Origin of the sequence: Streptomyces sp. NPDC006487, assembly GCF_042870555.1 — a bacterium.
Classification (GTDB): Bacteria; Actinomycetota; Actinomycetes; order Streptomycetales; family Streptomycetaceae; genus Streptomyces.
Genome location: NZ_JBIAHN010000010.1, coordinates 1 through 17623, shown reverse-complemented (window position 1 = coordinate 17623; position 17623 = coordinate 1). Strand labels below are relative to the sequence as shown.

The window sequence follows — 17623 nt, the reverse complement described above, 5'->3', positions numbered from 1 at the left end:
ACGCTACTCCAGCGCTTTCAGGGACGAACCGTCCCCAACTGCTCCGCCAGCTCGACCGGATCGGTCGTAGGCCGCGCGCAGACGAAATGTCGACACACATACGCCGTGGGGAGGTCGTGCATGAGCGTGCGCTCGGCCAGAAGGGGGAACTCCCCGCCACTACCGTCCGCCGCCCCCGGCAGCCCCGTTGCCACGACCGCCCCGGGCGCCGTCCCCAGCAACGCGACCCGATGCAGCTCGGCCCGCGCCGGATCCTCCGGATGACCGACCACCGCGACCTCGCGCGGCCCGTCGACCAGCGCCTCCGCGACCGCCAGCCCGTGCCCGATGAACCGCGGAGCGCGCGGCCCGAGCGCGTGCACCACCGCGAGCGCCCGCTCGGCCGCCGTACGGTGCGCCTGCGAACCGGTGTGCGCGGCGTACGAGAGCAGCGCACCGGCGGCGGCGGTCCAGCCGGAGGGGGCCGCGGTGTCGGTCGGGTCCTGCGGCCGCCGGATCAGCTGCTCCGCGTCGTGCGCGGTGTCGTACAGCGAGCCGTCCTCGGCGGTGAACCGGTCCAGGACCAGGTCGACGAGGAACCCGGCGAACTCCAGCCAGACCCCTTCACCGGTGACGGCCCCCAGCGCCAGGAACCCCTCGGCGACGTCCCCGTAGTCCTCCAGCACCCCGGCGTTGACCCCGACGCGCCCGTCCCGGCTGGTCCGCGCGAGCCGGGCCCTGCCGGCAGCCGCGTCGAAGTGAACCCGTACGAGGAGATCGGCGGCCTCCGTGGCCCGCTCGACCAGATCGGGCCGGTCGAAGAAGGCCCCGCACTCGGCGAGGGCCGCGATGGCCAGCCCGTTCCACGCGGCGACGATCTTGTCGTCCCGGCCGGGCGCGGGCCGCGCCTGCCGCGCGGCGAGCAGCCGCTCCTTGAAACCGGCGAGCCGCTCGTCGCCGATGTCCGGCCCCTGCGCGGGCAGTTGGAGCACGGACATCCCGTGCTCGAAGGTCCCCTCCTCCGTCACCGCGAAACAGGCGGCGGCCAGGTCCCCGTCCTCCTCCCCCAACACCTCGCGCAACTGCGCGGGAGTCCAGGCGTAGTAGGCCCCCTCCACGTGCTTCCCGGTCTCCGGATCCTCACTGTCGGCATCCAGTGCGGAGGCGAAGCCGCCCTCGTGCGTGCGCAGTTCACGGACCATGAAATCGGCGGTCTCCAGCGCGACCCGACGCGCGAGATCGTCCCCGGTGGTGCGCCACAGGTGGGCGTAGACCCGGCAGAGCAGCGCATTGTCGTAGAGCATCTTCTCGAAGTGCGGCACCACCCACTCCCGGTCCACGGAGTACCGCGCGAACCCGCCCCCGAGCTGGTCGTAGATCCCGCCCCGCGCCATGGCCTCACACGTGTCGGCCGCCATCTCCAGCGCGCCCTCGGACCCGGTCCGGGCGTGGTGGCGCAGCAGGAACTCCAGCACCATGGACGGCGGGAACTTCGGCGCCCCGCCGAACCCGCCGCGCGTGGAGTCGTACTCCCGCACCAGACCGAGCAGCGCCTGCGCGAGCTCCTCGGGCCCGGGGGTGCCGGCCTTCCCGTAGTCGAGCTGCCGCCCCGCGAGGTCCCGTACGATCCGCTGCGCGACCTCCGCCACCTCCTCGGGCCGCCCGACCCACGCGGTGCGCACGCCTTCGAGCACCTGCATGAAGGAGGGCATCCCGTGCCGGGGCTCGGGCGGGAAGTAGGTCCCGAAGTAGAAGGGCTCGGCGTCGGCCGTCAGGAACACGGTCATGGGCCACCCGCCCTGCCCGGTGGCGGCCTGCACGGCCTCCATGTAGACGGCGTCGATGTCGGGACGCTCTTCGCGGTCGACCTTGACGTTGACGAAGTGCTCGTTCATGTAGGCGGCGACCAGTTCATCTTCAAAGCTTTCAGAACTGAGAACATGGCACCAATGGCAAGAGGAGTAGCCAACACTGAGCAGCACGGGCACCCCGCGCTCCCGCGCCTCCGCGAAGGCCTCCGGGCACCACGGCCACCAGTCGACGGGGTTGTCGGCGTGCTGGAGCAGGTACGGCGAGGTCTCGTTCGCGAGGCGGTTCGGCATGGGGCCATCCTGCCGCACCGCCCGGCTTGCGCCTCATAACGGGGCCATCAGACCGCCGGTTCGGCACCCCCGAGGTGGGCGACCCACTTCCACACCGGCCCTACGCGCGCATGGTCCCGCGTTCCGCACCCCTTCCTTCCCGGCGTGATCACGAGATGGGTGAAGACCGAGGCGATCACCTTCCGCTTCTGATGGCGCATCGCCCACAGCCGCGCCGCGCACGGTCCCGAAGCGCCCGGCATCTGCTCACGCGGCCACCCCCTGCGACCGGTTGATGGCCAACTCCCTCTGAACTAGCTCAGATTCCCTCGCGCTCGCGACCGTACCGAAGGACACTTGTCGCACCATGCCGGAGCTCTCTGAGGGGGATGCCGATGCGGGACAGTCATCGCGTTGAGGCCGAGCGGCTGCTGGGTCGGGCCGTGGAGGAGGAGTCCCGGCGGGGAGCGGGCGGGGCTGCGGGCACCGCGGAGGCCAGGGCGGCGCTGCTGGCCCGCGGCAAGCAGGCTCTGGACGCGCTCGCGGCGAGCGCGGCCACCGAGTACGAGGCGTACACGCGTGCGCTGGACGAGGCGGCGGCCGGGGACGAGTCGCTCGGCGAGGCCTTCCGGCGGGCGAACACCTCGACCGCGTCGCTGGTCACGGGGGTCGCGGCGGCCGCCGCGATCGTGGCCGACCTGGCCTTCGGCGTGGCGGTCGGTACGGCGCTGACCACCGGCGCCGTGGTGGGCGTGGCCGGGGCGACGGCGACCGTGGTCAAGGTGACCGCCCTGCACCTGCCGGCGGCGAACCGGCGGGCCGGGGAGGCGGGCCGGCCGGGCGGCGCGGAGCAGCTCAAGCTGCAGTGGCTGACGGCGCTGGAGGTGCGCGGGATACGCCCTTTCCTGGAGCAGCAGCGCAAGGTGGCCGCGGCGTCGAACGCCCCGCACAAGGTGAACGGGACGGGCAACGGCGGCTCCGCCCTCCAGCTGCGCGGCGCCAATCGCAGTGCCGAGGCCCGGCGGCGGGCCATGCTGGAGCAGTCTTTCGGCCAACTACCTTCGCTGGAAGCCGTGTTCGTCGGCCGTCGGGCCGAGCTGGCCCGGATCGCCCAATGGGTGCACAGCGCCCGGGCGAGCACGGAGACACGCCCGGTGGTCGTGGTGCTCCACGGGGAGCCCGGGGTGGGCCGCACCACGCTCGCGCTGCACGCGGCGCAGGCGCTGCGGGACCAGTTCAGGGGCGCCTGCGTGGTGGACCTGCGCGGCGGCGGCGCCTCCGAGAGTCCACTGCCGACCCGTGAGGCGCTGCTGCACCTGATGAACCGGCTCGGCGCGCCCCGTGAGCAGCTGCTGTTCCGCGAGGGCTCGTCGGCGGAGCAACAGGTCCGCAGGCTGGGCGAGTTGTACCACCAGCATGTGCAGGGCACCCCGGTGGCGGTGGTCCTGGACGATGCCGTGGACGCCGCGCAGGTACGAATGCTCGTGCCCGAGCGCTCCGAGAGCCTGGTCCTGGTCACGGCCCGGGAGGCGCTGGAGTTGCCCGCCGAGCTGGCGGCCTGGGTGTACCAGCTGCCGGTGACCCGGCTGACGGAGGAGGCCGGCGCGGAGCTGGTCCGGGCGGTGGGCGCGGACCCGTCGGGCGGCGCGGACCTGGCGGCCCCGGGTACCGGAAGGACGGGTGCCGCGGGGGTGGGAGTCGCGGGGGCGAGTGCCGGAGGTGCCGAGCCGCCCACCGGCACGGGTGCGGGTGCGGGTGCAGGCGTGGCCGCGCCCGCGGCACCCTACCCGGCCCCGTACCCGGAGGAGACCCTGCGCACGCTGCTCGCGCTCGGCGCCGGCCTGCCGCTGGCGCTGCGCGTGCTGGCCCCCCTCGGGGCCGTCGGGGAGTCCCCGGGGGCCGGGGGCTCCCTGGAGGCCGCCCTGGACCTGGCCTACGCGGCCCTGCCCGAGGAGCGGCGCAGGCTGCTGCGCCGCCTGACGCTGGCGGGCCGGGCCTCACTGGGGGCGGCGGCCGCGGCGGCGCTGATCGACGCGGACCAGGTGGAGGCCGGGCGGCTGCTGCGCGAGCTGGCGCGGGCGGGGCTGCTGGACCACGTGCGCGGGGACCGGTTCCGGATGCACGACGCGGTGCGCGCGTACGCGGCTGCGCGCCTGGCGCGGGACGAGGACCGGGCCGGTGCGGCGGCGGCTCACGAGCGGCTGATCCGTACGTACGCGCAGCTCGCGGACTCGGTGATCCGGATGGTCGACGGGAAGATGTCCACGCGGGCGAACGCCCTGTCCAAGGCGAGCACGGTGGGCGGGCACGGCTTCGTCTCCCTGGACGCGGCCCTGCGCTGGCTGGACGACGAGTCGAGCTTCATCACGGCGGCGCTGCGGCACTCGGAGGGGGTGGACCAGCAGGCCGTGCTGGATCTGCTGGGCGCGCTCTGCGACTTCTGCCTGCTGCGCGGGGACCTGTACCGGCTCGGTGAGATCAACGAGCTGACGCAGGCCGTCGACCAGGGCCTGCTGGTCCGCTCGGTGCAGTGGCGTACGGGCATCGCGGCCCGCCAGCTGGGTGAGCTGGACAAGTCCCGCACCACCCTGACCTCGCTGGTCGACCAGTACATGGAGGCCCGGCAGGAGGCGGGCGCGGGCATGGCGCTGGTCTCGCTCGGCATCACGCTGCACCACCAGGGCAACCTCCCCGAGGCCTCGGCCCGCATCCGCGAGGCGCTGGTGCTCCAGGCACCGGACGAGCTGGCGGGCGACCGGGCGTGGGGCCTGCACGCGCTCGGCGCGGTGGAACGCGACCGCGCGCACCTCGCGGAGGCGCTGCGGCTGCTGCGCGAGTCGCTGGGCCTGCACCGCGAGAGCGAGAGCGTGCACGGCGAGGCCTGGGCGCACCTGCAGCTCGGCCAGGTGTACCTGCGCCTGGGCGAGGTGCCGCGCGCGGAGGCGGAGCTGCGGCTGGCGCTGGAGCTGTACGGGCGCACGCGCGACGACCGCGGCCAGGCGTGGGCGCTGACCCAGCTGGGCCGGGCCCGGGTGGTCGACGGGGATCCGGGGCCGGCGCTGGACCGGCTGCGGGACGCGCTAGCCCGGCACCGGGAGTCGGAGGACGCGCGCGGCGAGGCGTGGACGCTGTACTACCTGGGTCAGGCGCTGGAGGAGGCCGGGGAACGTGACCGGGCGGTGCGGGAGCTGGAGCGGGCCCGCACGATGTTCTCCCGGATGCGGGACGTGTACGGGCTGGCGCACGCCCGCCACCACTCGGGCCGGGTCACGCGCGACCAGCGGGCGGCGCAGACGGGGAACCTGAGGAACTCCGGCTTCGCCCGCCAGCTGCTGGTGGACGCGCGGGCGGACTTCCGGCGGATCGGGCTGGCCCACGGGGAGGCCTGGACCTGTCTGGAGCTGGCGGTGGTGGACGCGGGCAACGGGCGGACCGCGCAGGCGCTGGACCTGTGCGAGGAGGCGGTGCGGCTGTTCATCTCCTACGGGGACCGGCGCGGGGAGGACTGGGCGCGCTTCCTGCGCTGCACGCTCCTGCCGTACGCGCTCCCGGCGGCCCCGGACGAGGCACGGACGGAGCTGGCGCGGCTGGCGGCGGCCCCGCACCCGATGCGGGACGGGCGGCTGGAGGACTGCCTGGAGTCCTACACGGTGATCCTGGCGCGCGGGGTGGACCCGGCGGAGGGCTGGCAGGCGTGGCGGCTGTCGCTCGTACCGAACCTGCACTCGCGGGAGATCATGGGCGTCCCGGTGGCGCTGCCACCGCACTAGCGGGTGCCGGGTGCCAAGCGTGCTCCTCGTACGGCCCGCGGTCGGGCCGGCAGCGGCGCTGGGCCACCCACTGCCCGTGGGCGCCTGTCCCCTGGAGGCGGATCCCCCAGCAGTACACGGGATCGAGGAGGAGCCGTCCGCCGCCCTCCGGCGATCACGCACGTGCGAAGGCCCGCCGCCCCACCGGCTTACGGCGCGGCGGCGGTCGGTCGCACGGTGTCCCGTACGGGGTCGCCGCCCCTACGGGGCGCGCGGGCCCTCCGTCGGGGTGGGCTCGGGGGCTTCCTTGAAGTCGACCCGGCCCATGTGGCGGCTCATCGACTTCATCAGGCCCCACACCCCGAGGGCGAGGGCCGCGAACACGACGAATCCGAGGAGGCCCGGGGTCACCTTGTTCTTGTCGAAGGTGTCGCCGGCCAGGGGGAGGAGCTGGACGATTGCTTCGTGCGTAGCGCTCATAGCTACGCATTCTCCCGGATGCCCGCGAAGAGGTCGGACTCGGGGAGGGAAGTGTCCACGAGGGACTTCGCGAGCTCGTACTCCTCCGTGGGCCAGACCTCCTTCTGGATCTCCATCGGGACGCGGAACCAGCCGCCGTCGGGGTCGATCTGCGTGGCGTGGGCGATGAGCGCCTTGTCGCGGATCTCGAAGAAGTCGGCGCAGGGGACGTGGGTGGTCAGGGTCCGCTCCTTGCGCTCGAACTCCTTCCACCGCTCCAGCCACTCCCCGTACGGGGATTCCAGGCCGCGGGCGAGCAGCGCCTCGTGCAGGGCGACGGTGCGCGGCTTGTTGAAGCCCTGGTTGTAGTAGAGCTTCTGCGGCTGGTACGCCGGGCCGAACTCGGCCTCGGGGTACTTCTCGGTGTCGGCCGCGTGATCGAAGGCCACCATCGTGATCTTGTGGGTCATGATGTGGTCGGGGTGCGGGTAGCCCCCGTTCTCGTCGTACGTGGTGACGGCCTGCGGCCGGAAGGCGCGGATCTTCTTCACCAGGCGGCCGGCCGCCTCGTCGACGTCGGCGAGGGCGAAGCAGCCCTCGGGCAGCGGCGGCAGCGGGTCGCCCTCGGGGAGACCTGAGTCGACGTACCCCAGCCATTCCTGGTCGACTCCGAGGATCTCGCGCGCCTCGTCCATCTCCTTGGCGCGCACCTCGTGGATGTGCTCCTCGATGTACTTGTCGCCCTGGAGCTTGGGATTGAGGACGGAGCCGCGCTCACCACCCGTGCAGGTCACCACCAGCACGGACACCCCCTCGGACACGTACTTGGCCATGGTGGCCGCGCCCTTGCTCGACTCGTCGTCGGGGTGGGCGTGGACGGCCATCAGTCGAAGCTGCTCGGTCAAGACAGGATCCTCTTTGAGTCGTCAGGGCGGGCGCTTCTATAGTGACCGAATCGGGGGGTGGAAAAATTCCGGGGGGTCTCCCCGGGATCCCGGTGTTCGCCCACCTCGAAGGGAACGATCGATGAGCGCGGTGCGCGAAGAGCTGCCCGAGGGCCGCTACGGCCGGTCGGCGGACGAGCGTGCGGACCGCAAGCTCAAGGTCATCGGTTCGGTCCTCGGGGTCGGGCTGCTGGGTCTGGTCGGCTGGATCGGCTGGGACTACGTGGCCGGGCAGAGCGTGAGCGCCGAACTGATCAAGTACAAGGTGGTCTCCGACTCCGCGGTCGAGGTGCACCTGGAGGTGCGCAAGGGCGCCTCGGACACCGGGGTGTGCACCCTGAGCTCGCAGGACGAGGGGCACGGTGAGGTGGGCCGGGCCGACTTCACCTTCGCGCAGAAGAGCGGACGCGTGGACGAGATGGTCACGCTGAAGACCACCGGCCGGGCCACGATGATCGAAATCGTCGGCTGCCGCGTGGCGGGTTCCGCGGGCTGACCTGACGCAGTTCACACACTTGGCGTCCTCCCCCTTTTCTTCCCGAATTGTTAGGCTCGTGGTTTCGTCCGCCGCTGGCGGCTTTGTTGTCCCTGTACCGACGAGGAGCACCCGTGACCCAGACGAGCGAGAGCGTCACCTGGCTGACCCAGGCGGCGTACGACCAGCTGAAGGCCGAGCTGGAGTACCTCTCTGGTCCCGCACGGTCGGAGATCACGATCAAGATCGCGGCCGCCCGCGAGGAGGGCGACCTCCGTGAGAACGGCGGTTACCACGCGGCCAAGGAGGAGCAGGGCAAGCAGGAGCTCCGCATCCGCCAGCTCACGCAGCTGCTGGAGAAGGCCAAGGTCGGCACGGCTCCCGCCTCCGAGGGCGAGGTGGCTCCCGGCACCCTGGTCAAGATCGCCTTCGACGGCGACGAGGACGACACCATGGAGTTCCTGCTGGCCTCGCGCGAGTACGCGTCCTCGGACTTCGAGACCTACTCCCCGCAGTCCCCGCTGGGCCTCGGCGTGCTGGGCAAGAAGATCGGCGAGGACGCCCAGTACGAGCTGCCGAACGGCAAGCAGGCGTCGGTCAAGATCCTCGACGTCAAGCCCTTCACCGGCTGATCACCCCCCTTTCTTTTCACCTCTTTCCACCACGACGCCCCGCCGGGCTGCTGCCCGGCGGGGCGTCGTGGTGAGGGCGTGCCCGGGGCGGTGCCTACGCCGTCGCCGAGCGGTACTTGCGTACGGCGAGGGTGCGGAACACCACGATGATCACAACGGACCAGAGCAGCGAGGCCCATACCGGGTGCTGCATCGGCCAGGCGTCCGACGGCGACACACCCGGGTTGCCGAAGAGTTCGCGGCAGGCCTGCACGGTCGCGCTGAACGGGTTCCACTCCGCGATGGGCTGGAGCCAGCCGGCCATGTTCTCGGTGGGCACGAAGGCGTTGGAGATGAAGGTGACCGGGAACAGCCAGATCAGCCCGCCCGAGGTGGCGGCCTCCGGGGTCCGCACCGACAGGCCGATCAGGGCTCCGATCCAGGAGAAGGCGTAGCCGAGGAGCAGGAGCAGGAGGAAGCCCGCGAGCGCCTTCGGTACGCCCTCGTGGATGCGCCAGCCCACGAGGAGCGCCACGATCGCCAGGACGACCATGGTCAGGGCGGTCTGCACGAGGTCGGCCAGGGTGCGGCCGGTGAGGACCGCGCCGCGGGCCATCGGCAGCGACCGGAAGCGGTCGATCAGGCCCTTGTGCATGTCGTCGGCGATGCCCGCGCCGGCTCCGGCGGTGGCGAAGGTGACGGTCTGCGCGAAGATGCCGGCCATCAGGAAGTTCCGGTAGTCGCTGGCGCTGGTCGAGCCGCCGATCATCATCGAGCCGCCGAAGACGTAGCTGAACAGCACGACGAACATGATCGGCTGGATCAGCCCGAAGATGACCATCTCGGGGATGCGGGACATGCGGATCAGGTTCCGCTTCGCCATCACGAGCGAGTCGTTGATCCCCTGGACGATGCCGCCGCGCGGGCGGGGCGCCGCCTGCTCCGGGGGCGTGGAGGTGAGGGTCACTTCGCGACCTCCTTACGGTCCTTGCGGCTGCCCGTCGACTTCGCGGCCTTCGCGTCGGCGGGGGCCTCTCCGTTCTCCTCGGCGGCTCGCTCCGCCGCGTGGCCGGTCAGGGAGATGAACACGTCGTCCAGGGTGGGACGGCGCAGGCCGATGTCGTCGATCTCGATGCCGCGTCCGTCGAGTTCGCGGATGACCTCGGCGAGCAGCTTGGCTCCGCCGGAGACCGGCACGGTCAGCTTGCGGGTGTGCTCCTCGACGGTGGTCTCGCCCTTGCCGAAGCCTGCGAGGACCTCGCGGGCCGTGGCTATGTGGTCCCGCTCGTGCACGACGACCTCGACGCGCTCGCCGCCCGTCTGGGCCTTGAGCTGGTCGGAGGTGCCGCGTGCGATGACCCTGCCGTGGTCGACCACGCAGATGTCGTGCGCGAGGTGGTCGGCCTCCTCCAGGTACTGCGTGGTGAGCAGCAAAGTGGTGCCGCCGGCGACCAGTTCCTGGATGATCCCCCACAACTGCTGCCGGTTGCGCGGGTCGAGACCGGTGGTGGGCTCGTCCATGAACATCACGGGCGGGCTGACGACGAGGGCCGCGGCGAGGTCGAGCCGTCTGCGCATGCCGCCGGAGTACGTCTTGGCGGTGCGGTCGGCGGCGTCGCCGAGGTTGAAGCGCTCCAGCAGTTCGGCGGCCCGGGCTTTGGCCGCCTTGGCGCCCATCTGGTAGAGCTGGCCGACCATTTGGAGGTTCTCGCGGCCGGTGAGGTATTCGTCGACGGCGGCGAACTGGCCGGAGAGGCCGATCGAGCGCCGGACTTCGTTGGGGTGCTTGAGGACGTCGATCCCGGCCACGACCGCCTTGCCGCTGTCGGGCTGGAGGAGGGTGGTCAGGACGCGTACCGTCGTGGTCTTGCCCGCGCCGTTGGGGCCGAGCAGCCCGAGGACCGTGCCTTCGGGTACATCGAGGTCAACGCCGTCCAGAGCCCTTACGTCGCCGAAGGTCTTGACCAGACCTTCGGCGTAGATGGCGCCTGGCATATGGGTACTCCCAGTGCGAATCGAACCGGTTGAATCGTGACATTCCTACGCGAATCCTACGGGCGCCGAGCCGACCGCGCTCAGCCGAACGGGCGACACCGTATCGCGTCATATCGCGTCTCGCCACCGGATCGGGGAGTGTCACCCCCTGGGGGGGTGAGCTGGCTAGCTCATGACCTTGTACCCCGCGCCGTGCAGCGCCCGCGCGACCTCCGCACAGTGCTTCGGCCCCTTCGTCTCCAGGTGCAGCTCCACCTCCACCTCCGTGAGCCCCAGCCGCGGATCCGTCCGCACGTGGCTCACGTCCAACACGTTCGCATCCACCACTGACAACTCCCCCAGCAGACCGGCCAGTGCCCCCGGCCGGTCGGTCACCCGCAGCCGCAGCGACAGGTAGCGGCCGGCCGCCGCCATGCCGTGGCGCAGGATCCTCTGCAGGAGCAGCGGGTCGATGTTTCCGCCGGACAGCACGGCCACCACCGGGCCGTCCCCGTACAGTTCGGGCTCGCTCAGCAGCGCGGCCACCGGGCTGCACCCGGCCGGCTCGACGACCATCTTCGCCCGCTCCAGGCACAGCAGCAGGGCGCTGGAGAGCGCGTCCTCCGACACCGTACGGACGTCGTCGAGGAGCTCGCCAATGATTTTGAAGGGGATGTCGCCGGGCCGGCCCACCTTGATGCCGTCCGCCATCGTGTTCGGGTTGTCGATGGACACCGGGTGCCCGACCTTCAGCGAGGGCGGGTACGCGGCCGCGCCCGCCGCCTGGACTCCGATCACCCGGACGTCGGGGCGCAGCGCCTTCACCGCGACCGCCACCCCGGCGGCGAGCCCGCCGCCGCCGATGCCGACCAGGATCGTGCGCACCTCGGGGCACTGCTCGAGGACCTCCAGGCCGACCGTGCCCTGGCCCGCGATGATGTCGCGGTGGTCGAAGGGGTGGATGAACACCGCGCCCGTGCGGTCCGCGTAGTCCTGGGCCGCGGCCAGCGTCTCGTCCACGACCTGCCCGTGCATCCGCACCTCCGCGCCGTAGTCCTGGGTGGCGGCCACCTTGGGCAGGGGCGCCCCGACCGGCATGAACACGGTCGAGCGGACCCCGAGGAGTGAGGAGGCCAGCGCCACGCCCTGGGCGTGGTTGCCCGCGCTGGCGGCGACGACCCCGGCGGCCCGCTGCTCGGGGCGCAGGCCCGCGATGCGCACGTAGGCCCCGCGCAGCTTGAAGGAGCCGGTGCGCTGGAGGTTCTCGCACTTGAAGTGGACCGGGGAGCCGGTGAGCGAGGAGAGGTACCGGCTGCCCTCCATCGCGGTCACCCGGGAGACGCCGGAGAGCATCTTCTGGGCCCCCCGGATGTCGTCGAGGATGACCTGCGGGACGGGCTGCGGCACGCGGTAGTTCATGCGGCCAGTCTCGCAGCCGGTCCACCGCGCGTTCCGCTGCGCTGGGCGGGACGGGTGAGGGGCGGGGCTTCCGGGCGGTTGCGGGAGGCCTGCGGACGGTTGCGGGAGGGGCGGGAGGGGGCGGCGTGGGAGCCTGGCGGGCTCCGGGCCGGCTCCGGGAGGGCCCCGGGCCGGAGCCGTGCCGGGAGCGGCGATATCTCGCCATGCGGGACGGCTCGTAGTCGCCGTTTCACTGCTGCCGTATCAGTTCTTGTACGAGGAGTACGAGCCGTCGCACGGCCGCGTACTCTGTCCCCCATCCTTGTCGGCCCCATGCGAAGAGAGCCCACGGCCATGCCCTCCACCCCGGCCAGTTCCGACCTGCCCGCGCCGGCCGGCGCGCCCGCCGAAGCCGGTCTCCTCGACGCGCTCCAGCACCAGGTGGCGGTCTTCGCCCGGCGCGCAGAGCAGACCCGCCTGGGCGGGGTCGGCCAGGTCCGCAACTCCATGGACCGGGCCGCATACCTGCTGCTGAACCGGCTCGACCTGGAAGGCCCGATGGGCGTCAAGGCGCTCGCCGGCGGGATGGGCATCGACTCCTCCACCGTCACGCGCCAGGTCGCCCCGCTCGTCGACAGCGGTCTGGTCAAGCGGACCTCGCACCCCGAGGACGGGCGGGCCGTCGTGCTCGCGCTGTCCCCGCGCGGGCTGGCGCGGCTGGAGGAGGTCCGCTCCTCTCGGCGCGAGCTGATGGCCCGGGTGACGGACGGCTGGGACGAGGAGGAGCGCGTGGCGTTCACGGGTCTGCTGACGCGTTTCAACGTCTCGCTGTCCGAGCTGATGTCGGCCGGTTCCGAGCCCGGGTCCGAGGCCGGCCCGGCCTCCTGACGCCCGACCCCTTCCGAGGCGGTCCCTCCGGCCGCACTATGTGGTGGTGGACCACGGACCGGGCCCCTACGCGGAGTTCGAAGCCTTCGTCGCGGGTGCGGCGGGGCGGCTCCTGCGCGTCGCGATCCTGCTGACGGCGGAGCCCCCGACGGCCACCGCCGACACGGGGCCGGATGCCACGGCCGGCGCCCCGGCCCCGTCCGACGCCCCGCCACCGTCCGACACCACCGCCGCGGACCAGGCCCCCGCCGCGCGCGGGCTGCTCGGCGGCGCGCTGGCCCGTACGTACGCGAACTGGCGCACCTTGCGCGGGGACGACCCGTACGACTACACCCGCCAGGAACTGTGCGCCGCCTTCGCCCGCACCGGCCGCCGCCACCACCGGGGCAGCGGGGTGCTCGGGCGGCTGGCCCCGCTGGAGCGGCTGGTCGTGGTGCTGCGGCTCTACGAAGGGGTCGCGGAGGAGGTCACGGCCGCGCAGCTGGGGCTGGCGCCCGAGCGCGTACGGGCCCTGTGCGACCGGGCCGTCACCGAGCTGCGCACCCGTCCCGGCGCGGTTTCCGGCAAACCCGGGCCGGACGCCCGCCGCAAGGAGGCGGCATGAGTCGCCCCGACCCCCGGGAAGCCCAGGTCAGGCGGCTGCTGGAGGGTCCGTACCCGGCGGTGCCACCCGATCTCGCGGCGGGCGCGGCCGCGCGCGGCGACCGGCTGCTGCGCCGGCGCAGGGCCGTGCGGCGGACCGGCTGGGCCCTGCTGTGGGCAGTGGTGGTGGCCTTCGTGGTGTGGGCCTCGCTGACCGGCGCCTGGTCGACGCCTTCGAGCGAGGTCTCCCCGCCCTGGTAGGACGGGGAGACCTGTTCGAACGTGCTGCCGGTCGGCTAGCCCAGCGCCTGCGCGAGGTCGGCCAGCAGGTCGTCGGCGTTCTCGATGCCGACCGACAGGCGGACCAGGTCGCCGGGGACCTCCAGGGCCGAGCCGGCCACCGAGGCGTGGGTCATGCGGCCCGGGTGCTCGATGAGGGACTCGACGCCGCCGAGGGACTCGCCGAGCGTGAAGATCTTGGTCCGGTCGCAGATCGCGACGGCCTCTTCCTCGCCGCCGGTGACCCGGAAGGAGATCATGCCGCCGAAGTTGCGCATCTGCTTGGCCGCGATCTCGTGGCCCGGGTGCTCGGGCAGGCCCGGGTAGAGGACCGTGTGGACCTTGGGGTGGCGGACCAGCATCTCGGCGATCTTGCCCGCGTTCTCCGCGTGCCGGTCCATGCGGACGGCCAGGGTCTTGATGCCGCGCAGCACCAGCCAGGAGTCGAAGGGGCCGGCCACCGCGCCCATGGCGTTCTGGTGGTAGGCCAGTTCCTCGCCCAGCGCCGCGTCGGCGGCGACGAGCGCGCCGCCGACGACGTCGGAGTGGCCGCCCATGTACTTGGTCAGCGAGTGCACGACCACGTCCGCGCCGAGCGCGAGGGGCTGCTGCAGGTAGGGGGACGCGAAGGTGTTGTCCACGACCAGCTTGGCGCCGGCCGTCCGCGCGATGTCGGCGACGACGGCGATGTCCGTGATGCCGAGCAGCGGGTTGGAGGGGGTCTCGACCCAGATGACCTTGGTCTTCGGGGTGATGGCCGCGCGCACCGACGCCGGGTCGGAGGTGTCGGCGACCGACCACTCGACGCCCCAGCGGGAGACGACCTTCGCGAAGAGGCGGAAGGTGCCGCCGTACGCGTCGTTCGGGATGACCACGTGGTCGCCCGGGGAAAGCAGCGTGCGCAGCAGGCAGTCCTCGGCGGCGAGCCCGGACGCGAAGGCGAGGCCGCGCCGGCCGCCCTCCAGCGCCGCGAGGTTCTCCTCCAGCGCGGTACGGGTCGGGTTGCCGCTGCGGCTGTACTCGTAGCCGCCGCGCAGTCCGCCGACGCCGTCCTGCTTGTACGTGGACACCTGGTAGATCGGGGGTACGACCGCGCCGGTCAGCGGGTCCGCCGTATTGCCCGCGTGGATGGCACGGGTCTCGAAGCTCTGGTGCTCGTGGCTGTCGTCGCTCATGAACCCGATGCTATGCCCCGTCCGGCCCCCGCGCGGCCCCGCCTCCGGGGTGCGCGGAGGGGTCTGCGGAGGGGTCTGCGGAGGGGCCCGCCGAAGGGGCTGCGGAGGGCGCCGACGGGAAGACCGTTTCGCGTCGCCCTTTGCCTCCTATTGGCCATTCCCGGGGTGGGTCTGGTTCGCTGGGGGGATGGAGATTCTGTGGTTCCTGCTCGCGATGGCCCTGCTCTTGGCCGCCGTCGGACCGATCCTGCGGCGCAGGCGCGGTGGACTGCGCCTGGTCACGCCCGGGAGCCCGGACGCCGCCGACCCGGCGGACTACGGATTCGCCCTCCAGGAAGAGCTCGACATCCGGATCCCCGGCCCCGACCAGGACCTGATGGACGCCCTCGACCACGTGCGGCGGACCGGGCAGTGGCAGGCCGCCTCCCAGCTGCTGGCCGGCACCCCCCGGGAGGGCGAGGTGCGCTGGCAGCGCGTCCAGGCCTTCGCCGGCTCGGCGGCGCTGGAGCTCTCCCAGGAGCCCGGGGCCGGGGCGCGCTGGCTGAAGGCGTGGCGGCTGGAGGCTCCGAAGGACGCGGGCGGTGCGCAGGTGCACGCCGAGCTGCTGGCGCAGCAGATGTGGCGGCGCCCGGAGGGCATGAGCGAGGCCGATGTGCGGATCATCGCGGAGGAGGCCCGGGAGTCCTGTCACAAGGCCGCGCTGCTGGCCCCGGGCGACCCGGTCCCGTACATCATCGAGCTGTCGGTGGCCCGCATGCTGCACTACTCGGAGCCCGAGTACGACGCCCTGTGGGCGAAGATCATCGACCGGGCGCCGCAGCACATGGGCGCGCACCTGGCGGCGCTGAACTACTGGTGCGAGAAGTGGCACGGCTCCCGGGAGAAGGCCGACGCCTTCACCCACCACGCGGCGGCCCGCGCCCCGCAGGGCTCCCTGCTGGCGGCGCTGCCGCTGTTCGCGCTCTACGAGCACGTCCCGGACGTCGTCCTGATCCGCAGCTTCCACCAGAGCGCGTCGGTGACCCGGGCGGTGGAGGGGGCGCTGTACGCGGTCCACAGCGCGCGGCCCGACGACCCGATGCTGGCGCACGTGCGCCACCTGCTCATCCTCTTCCTGGTCGGCGGCGAGCGCTGGGCCGAGGCGATGGACCAGATCCGCCACGTCGACGGCTACGTGGGCGCCCTCCCCTGGTCCGCCGACCCGGACCCGGCGGCCTCGTACGCCGTCTACCGCGCCCTGGCGGTGGCCGGATACGAAGCCAACGGCGGCTCCCCGGCGACGCTGCCGCGCTGACGCACCCCACACGACAGACGGCGACGGCCGCCCCTCCCGGACGGGAGGGGCGGCCGTTTCTCTGCCGTGGTGGTGCCGGTGTCAGCGGTGCTCCCGCCGGCTACCGGGTACTACCGGGTGGGTCAGGGTGCCGCGTCCAGGGTGGGGATGGGGAGCGGCGCGGTGCCCAGGGTCGTGATGGTCCAGCGCTGGGCGTCCGAGCGGTTGCAGTCGAACAGCCAGAGCTGATGGCCCGGCGTGGTGTCGAAGTTGCCGAGGTCCACGCACCGGCCCGAGACCGGGTTGTAGAGCGATCCGTCGGCGCGGGGCACGAAGATCTGGGCCGGCGTCGGCGTACCGCCGCAGGTCCACAGTACGAGCGGCGTGGTGTTGCCCGTTCCCGCGTTGGCCGCGTTCACGCACTTGCCCTGGATCCGCAGCGAACCGTCGCCCCGGACCTCGAAGTCCTGGGCGGCCGTGCCGTTGCAGCCCGCGATCTGGATCGGGTTGCCGTCGTCGGTCCGGGCGTAGTCGTTGTCCACGCAGGAGCCCGGAGCCGCGGTCATCGAGATCCGGCCCACGGTCGCCGGGGCGGTGGGCGCGGCCGCGTAGGGGTAGGCGGCGAAGTTGCTGACGCCGCCGTTGAGGGCGTCCGCGTTGGCTCCGGAGACCTTGTAGCGGCCGAAGACGATCGAGCCGCTGGGGGCGGGGCTGGTGTTGGCCGCGTGGTGGCCGGTGCTGGCGAGCACGCCGTTGACGTAGAGGCTCATCAGACCGCTGCCGGCCTTGTAGACGACGGTCAGCCGGGTCCAGGCGTCAGGAACGACCCGAGCCGCCTGATTGGTCACGTCGGTGTAGTCGAAAGGCCAGCCACCGCCCTGTGCGTTGGCCATGGCGAAGTGCCACTCACCGCGCCGGCCGTCGCCGTAGAGCATGAAGGAGCTGTTCTGGGTGCCGTCCTGGCTGACGACCATGCTGCTCTCACCCGCCGGGGTGGCGGATGAGCGCTTGGCCCAGGTGGTGAGGGTGAAGTCCTTGCCGGTGTCGACACCCGTGTTCGTACCGGACGTGGTGATGGTGGCCCCGGCACCGCCGAACGCCGCGTAGGGGGTGCTGCGGCCTTCGATGGTCGCGGTGGGGAAGGTGACGGCGCCGGCGATGGTGCCGGGGGTCTTGTTGCCGCCGGCGCTGGGTGTCTTGCCGGCAGTCGCGGTGTTCAGTTTCCACTGGTGGGTGGGGGTGTTGAGGTTGCCCTGGAGGGTGAAGGTGGTGGTGACTCCGGTGACGGCGGGGTGGCCGCTGGTGGTGTTGCCGATGCCGTTGAAGGCGACGAGCTGCTGTTCCTTGTCCACGGCCCAGAGGTCGGGGATGTTGTCGCCGGTGAGGTCGCCGTCGGAGCCGACGCGCGGGTAGCGGGCCGGGTCGATCTTGCCGGTGATGAGACCGGCGGCCGGGTTGGTGGCCGCGGTCAGGACCGGGGCGTCGGGGGTGCCGCCCGTGATGGCGAAGGCGTGCAGGGTGCCGCCGTCGGTCTTGTTGCGGGCCCACAGGGTCGCGAAGTTGGTGCCCTTGGCGCGGCCCGGGGTGAGCAGCTCGTAGCCGTCCCATTTGGTGTCGTTGGCGGAGATCAGGATCGCCGGGGAGTCGAGCTGGTTGGTGGTGCCGGGGATGGCGAGCCAGAGGCGGCCGTTCTCCACGAAGAGGAGGGAGCTCTGGGGCAGGGAGTTGGGGAGTCCGGCCTTGCTGTCTCCGGTGA

General features: G+C 72.4%; 15 protein-coding genes. 7 read left to right on the top strand and 8 right to left on the bottom strand.

The window, feature by feature from the left end; genetic code table 11:
• Positions 1–17 precede the first annotated feature (17 nt).
• Positions 18–2081, bottom strand: coding sequence for a thioredoxin domain-containing protein (locus ACFYM0_RS18390; RefSeq protein ID WP_388502423.1), 2064 nt, complete (start codon positions 2079–2081; stop codon positions 18–20).
• Positions 2082–2455: 374 nt separating this feature from the next.
• Here ACFYM0_RS18390 and ACFYM0_RS18385 point away from each other — a divergent pair, with 374 nt between their 5' ends.
• A complete protein-coding gene (locus ACFYM0_RS18385; protein WP_388502420.1) occupies positions 2456–5830 on the top strand; it encodes a tetratricopeptide repeat protein in 3375 nt (1124 codons plus the stop codon).
• A gap of 240 nt (positions 5831–6070) precedes the next feature.
• Here ACFYM0_RS18385 and ACFYM0_RS18380 read toward each other — a convergent pair whose 3' ends face one another.
• Both ACFYM0_RS18380 and mca read right to left on the bottom strand, forming a co-directional pair.
• Positions 6071–6289, bottom strand: coding sequence for a hypothetical protein (locus tag ACFYM0_RS18380; RefSeq protein WP_388502418.1), 219 nt, complete (start codon positions 6287–6289; stop codon positions 6071–6073).
• A 2-nt stretch (positions 6290–6291) separates the two neighbouring features.
• Positions 6292–7173: a mycothiol conjugate amidase Mca gene (mca, locus tag ACFYM0_RS18375; protein WP_388502415.1), complete on the bottom strand. Its 882-nt coding sequence runs from the start codon at positions 7171–7173 to the stop codon at positions 6292–6294.
• Between the two features lie 121 nt (positions 7174–7294).
• On the opposite strand from mca, the gene ACFYM0_RS18370 reads away from it, so the two are divergent.
• Together ACFYM0_RS18370 and greA are read left to right on the top strand one after the other, a co-directional pair.
• The gene (locus tag ACFYM0_RS18370; RefSeq protein ID WP_388502412.1) at positions 7295–7708 is read left to right on the top strand and encodes a DUF4307 domain-containing protein; all 414 of its coding nucleotides are present in this window, start codon (positions 7295–7297) and stop codon (positions 7706–7708) included.
• A 113-nt stretch (positions 7709–7821) separates the two neighbouring features.
• Complete coding sequence (greA, locus tag ACFYM0_RS18365) at positions 7822–8319, top strand: transcription elongation factor GreA (RefSeq protein ID WP_327254643.1); 498 nt, start codon at positions 7822–7824, stop codon at positions 8317–8319.
• Between the two features lie 94 nt (positions 8320–8413).
• Here the strand turns inward: greA and ACFYM0_RS18360 are convergent, their stop codons facing one another.
• From ACFYM0_RS18360 to ilvA, 3 genes are all read right to left on the bottom strand, one after another.
• On the bottom strand, positions 8414–9265 hold the full coding sequence (locus ACFYM0_RS18360; protein WP_388502409.1) for an ABC transporter permease: 852 nt from the start codon (positions 9263–9265) through the stop codon (positions 8414–8416).
• Positions 9262–10293, bottom strand: a complete 1032-nt coding sequence (locus tag ACFYM0_RS18355) for an ATP-binding cassette domain-containing protein (RefSeq protein WP_388502407.1) — start codon at positions 10291–10293, stop codon at positions 9262–9264. The genes ACFYM0_RS18360 and ACFYM0_RS18355 overlap by 4 nt, the downstream gene beginning before the upstream one ends.
• A 165-nt stretch (positions 10294–10458) precedes the next feature.
• Complete coding sequence (gene ilvA / locus ACFYM0_RS18350; protein WP_327254640.1) at positions 10459–11691, bottom strand: threonine ammonia-lyase; 1233 nt, start codon at positions 11689–11691, stop codon at positions 10459–10461.
• Positions 11692–12024: 333 nt separating this feature from the next.
• On the opposite strand from ilvA, the gene ACFYM0_RS18345 reads away from it, so the two are divergent.
• From ACFYM0_RS18345 to ACFYM0_RS18335, 3 genes are read left to right on the top strand one after another with little or no spacing between them, the layout of a single operon-like run.
• Entirely contained in the window at positions 12025–12558 is a 534-nt protein-coding gene (locus ACFYM0_RS18345; RefSeq protein ID WP_388503012.1) for a MarR family winged helix-turn-helix transcriptional regulator, read from the top strand.
• Positions 12559–12604: 46 nt separating this feature from the next.
• Positions 12605–13162 carry a sigma factor-like helix-turn-helix DNA-binding protein gene (locus ACFYM0_RS18340; protein WP_388502404.1) on the top strand — a complete coding sequence of 186 codons (558 nt, stop codon included), beginning with the start codon at positions 12605–12607 and terminating at the stop codon, positions 13160–13162.
• Positions 13159–13401: a hypothetical protein gene (locus ACFYM0_RS18335; protein ID WP_388502402.1), complete on the top strand. Its 243-nt coding sequence runs from the start codon at positions 13159–13161 to the stop codon at positions 13399–13401. Before ACFYM0_RS18340 ends, ACFYM0_RS18335 begins: the two co-directional genes overlap by 4 nt.
• 35 nt (positions 13402–13436) lie before the next feature.
• Here ACFYM0_RS18335 and ACFYM0_RS18330 read toward each other — a convergent pair whose 3' ends face one another.
• Entirely contained in the window at positions 13437–14594 is a 1158-nt protein-coding gene (locus tag ACFYM0_RS18330) for a cystathionine gamma-synthase (RefSeq protein WP_327254636.1), read from the bottom strand.
• Positions 14595–14781: 187 nt separating this feature from the next.
• Here ACFYM0_RS18330 and ACFYM0_RS18325 point away from each other — a divergent pair, with 187 nt between their 5' ends.
• Positions 14782–15888, top strand: coding sequence for a hypothetical protein (locus ACFYM0_RS18325; protein ID WP_388502399.1), 1107 nt, complete (start codon positions 14782–14784; stop codon positions 15886–15888).
• A gap of 122 nt (positions 15889–16010) precedes the next feature.
• Here the strand turns inward: ACFYM0_RS18325 and ACFYM0_RS18320 are convergent.
• Positions 16011–17623: ricin-type beta-trefoil lectin domain protein (locus tag ACFYM0_RS18320; protein ID WP_388502397.1), on the bottom strand; the 1613-nt coding region annotated here is incomplete at its 5' end.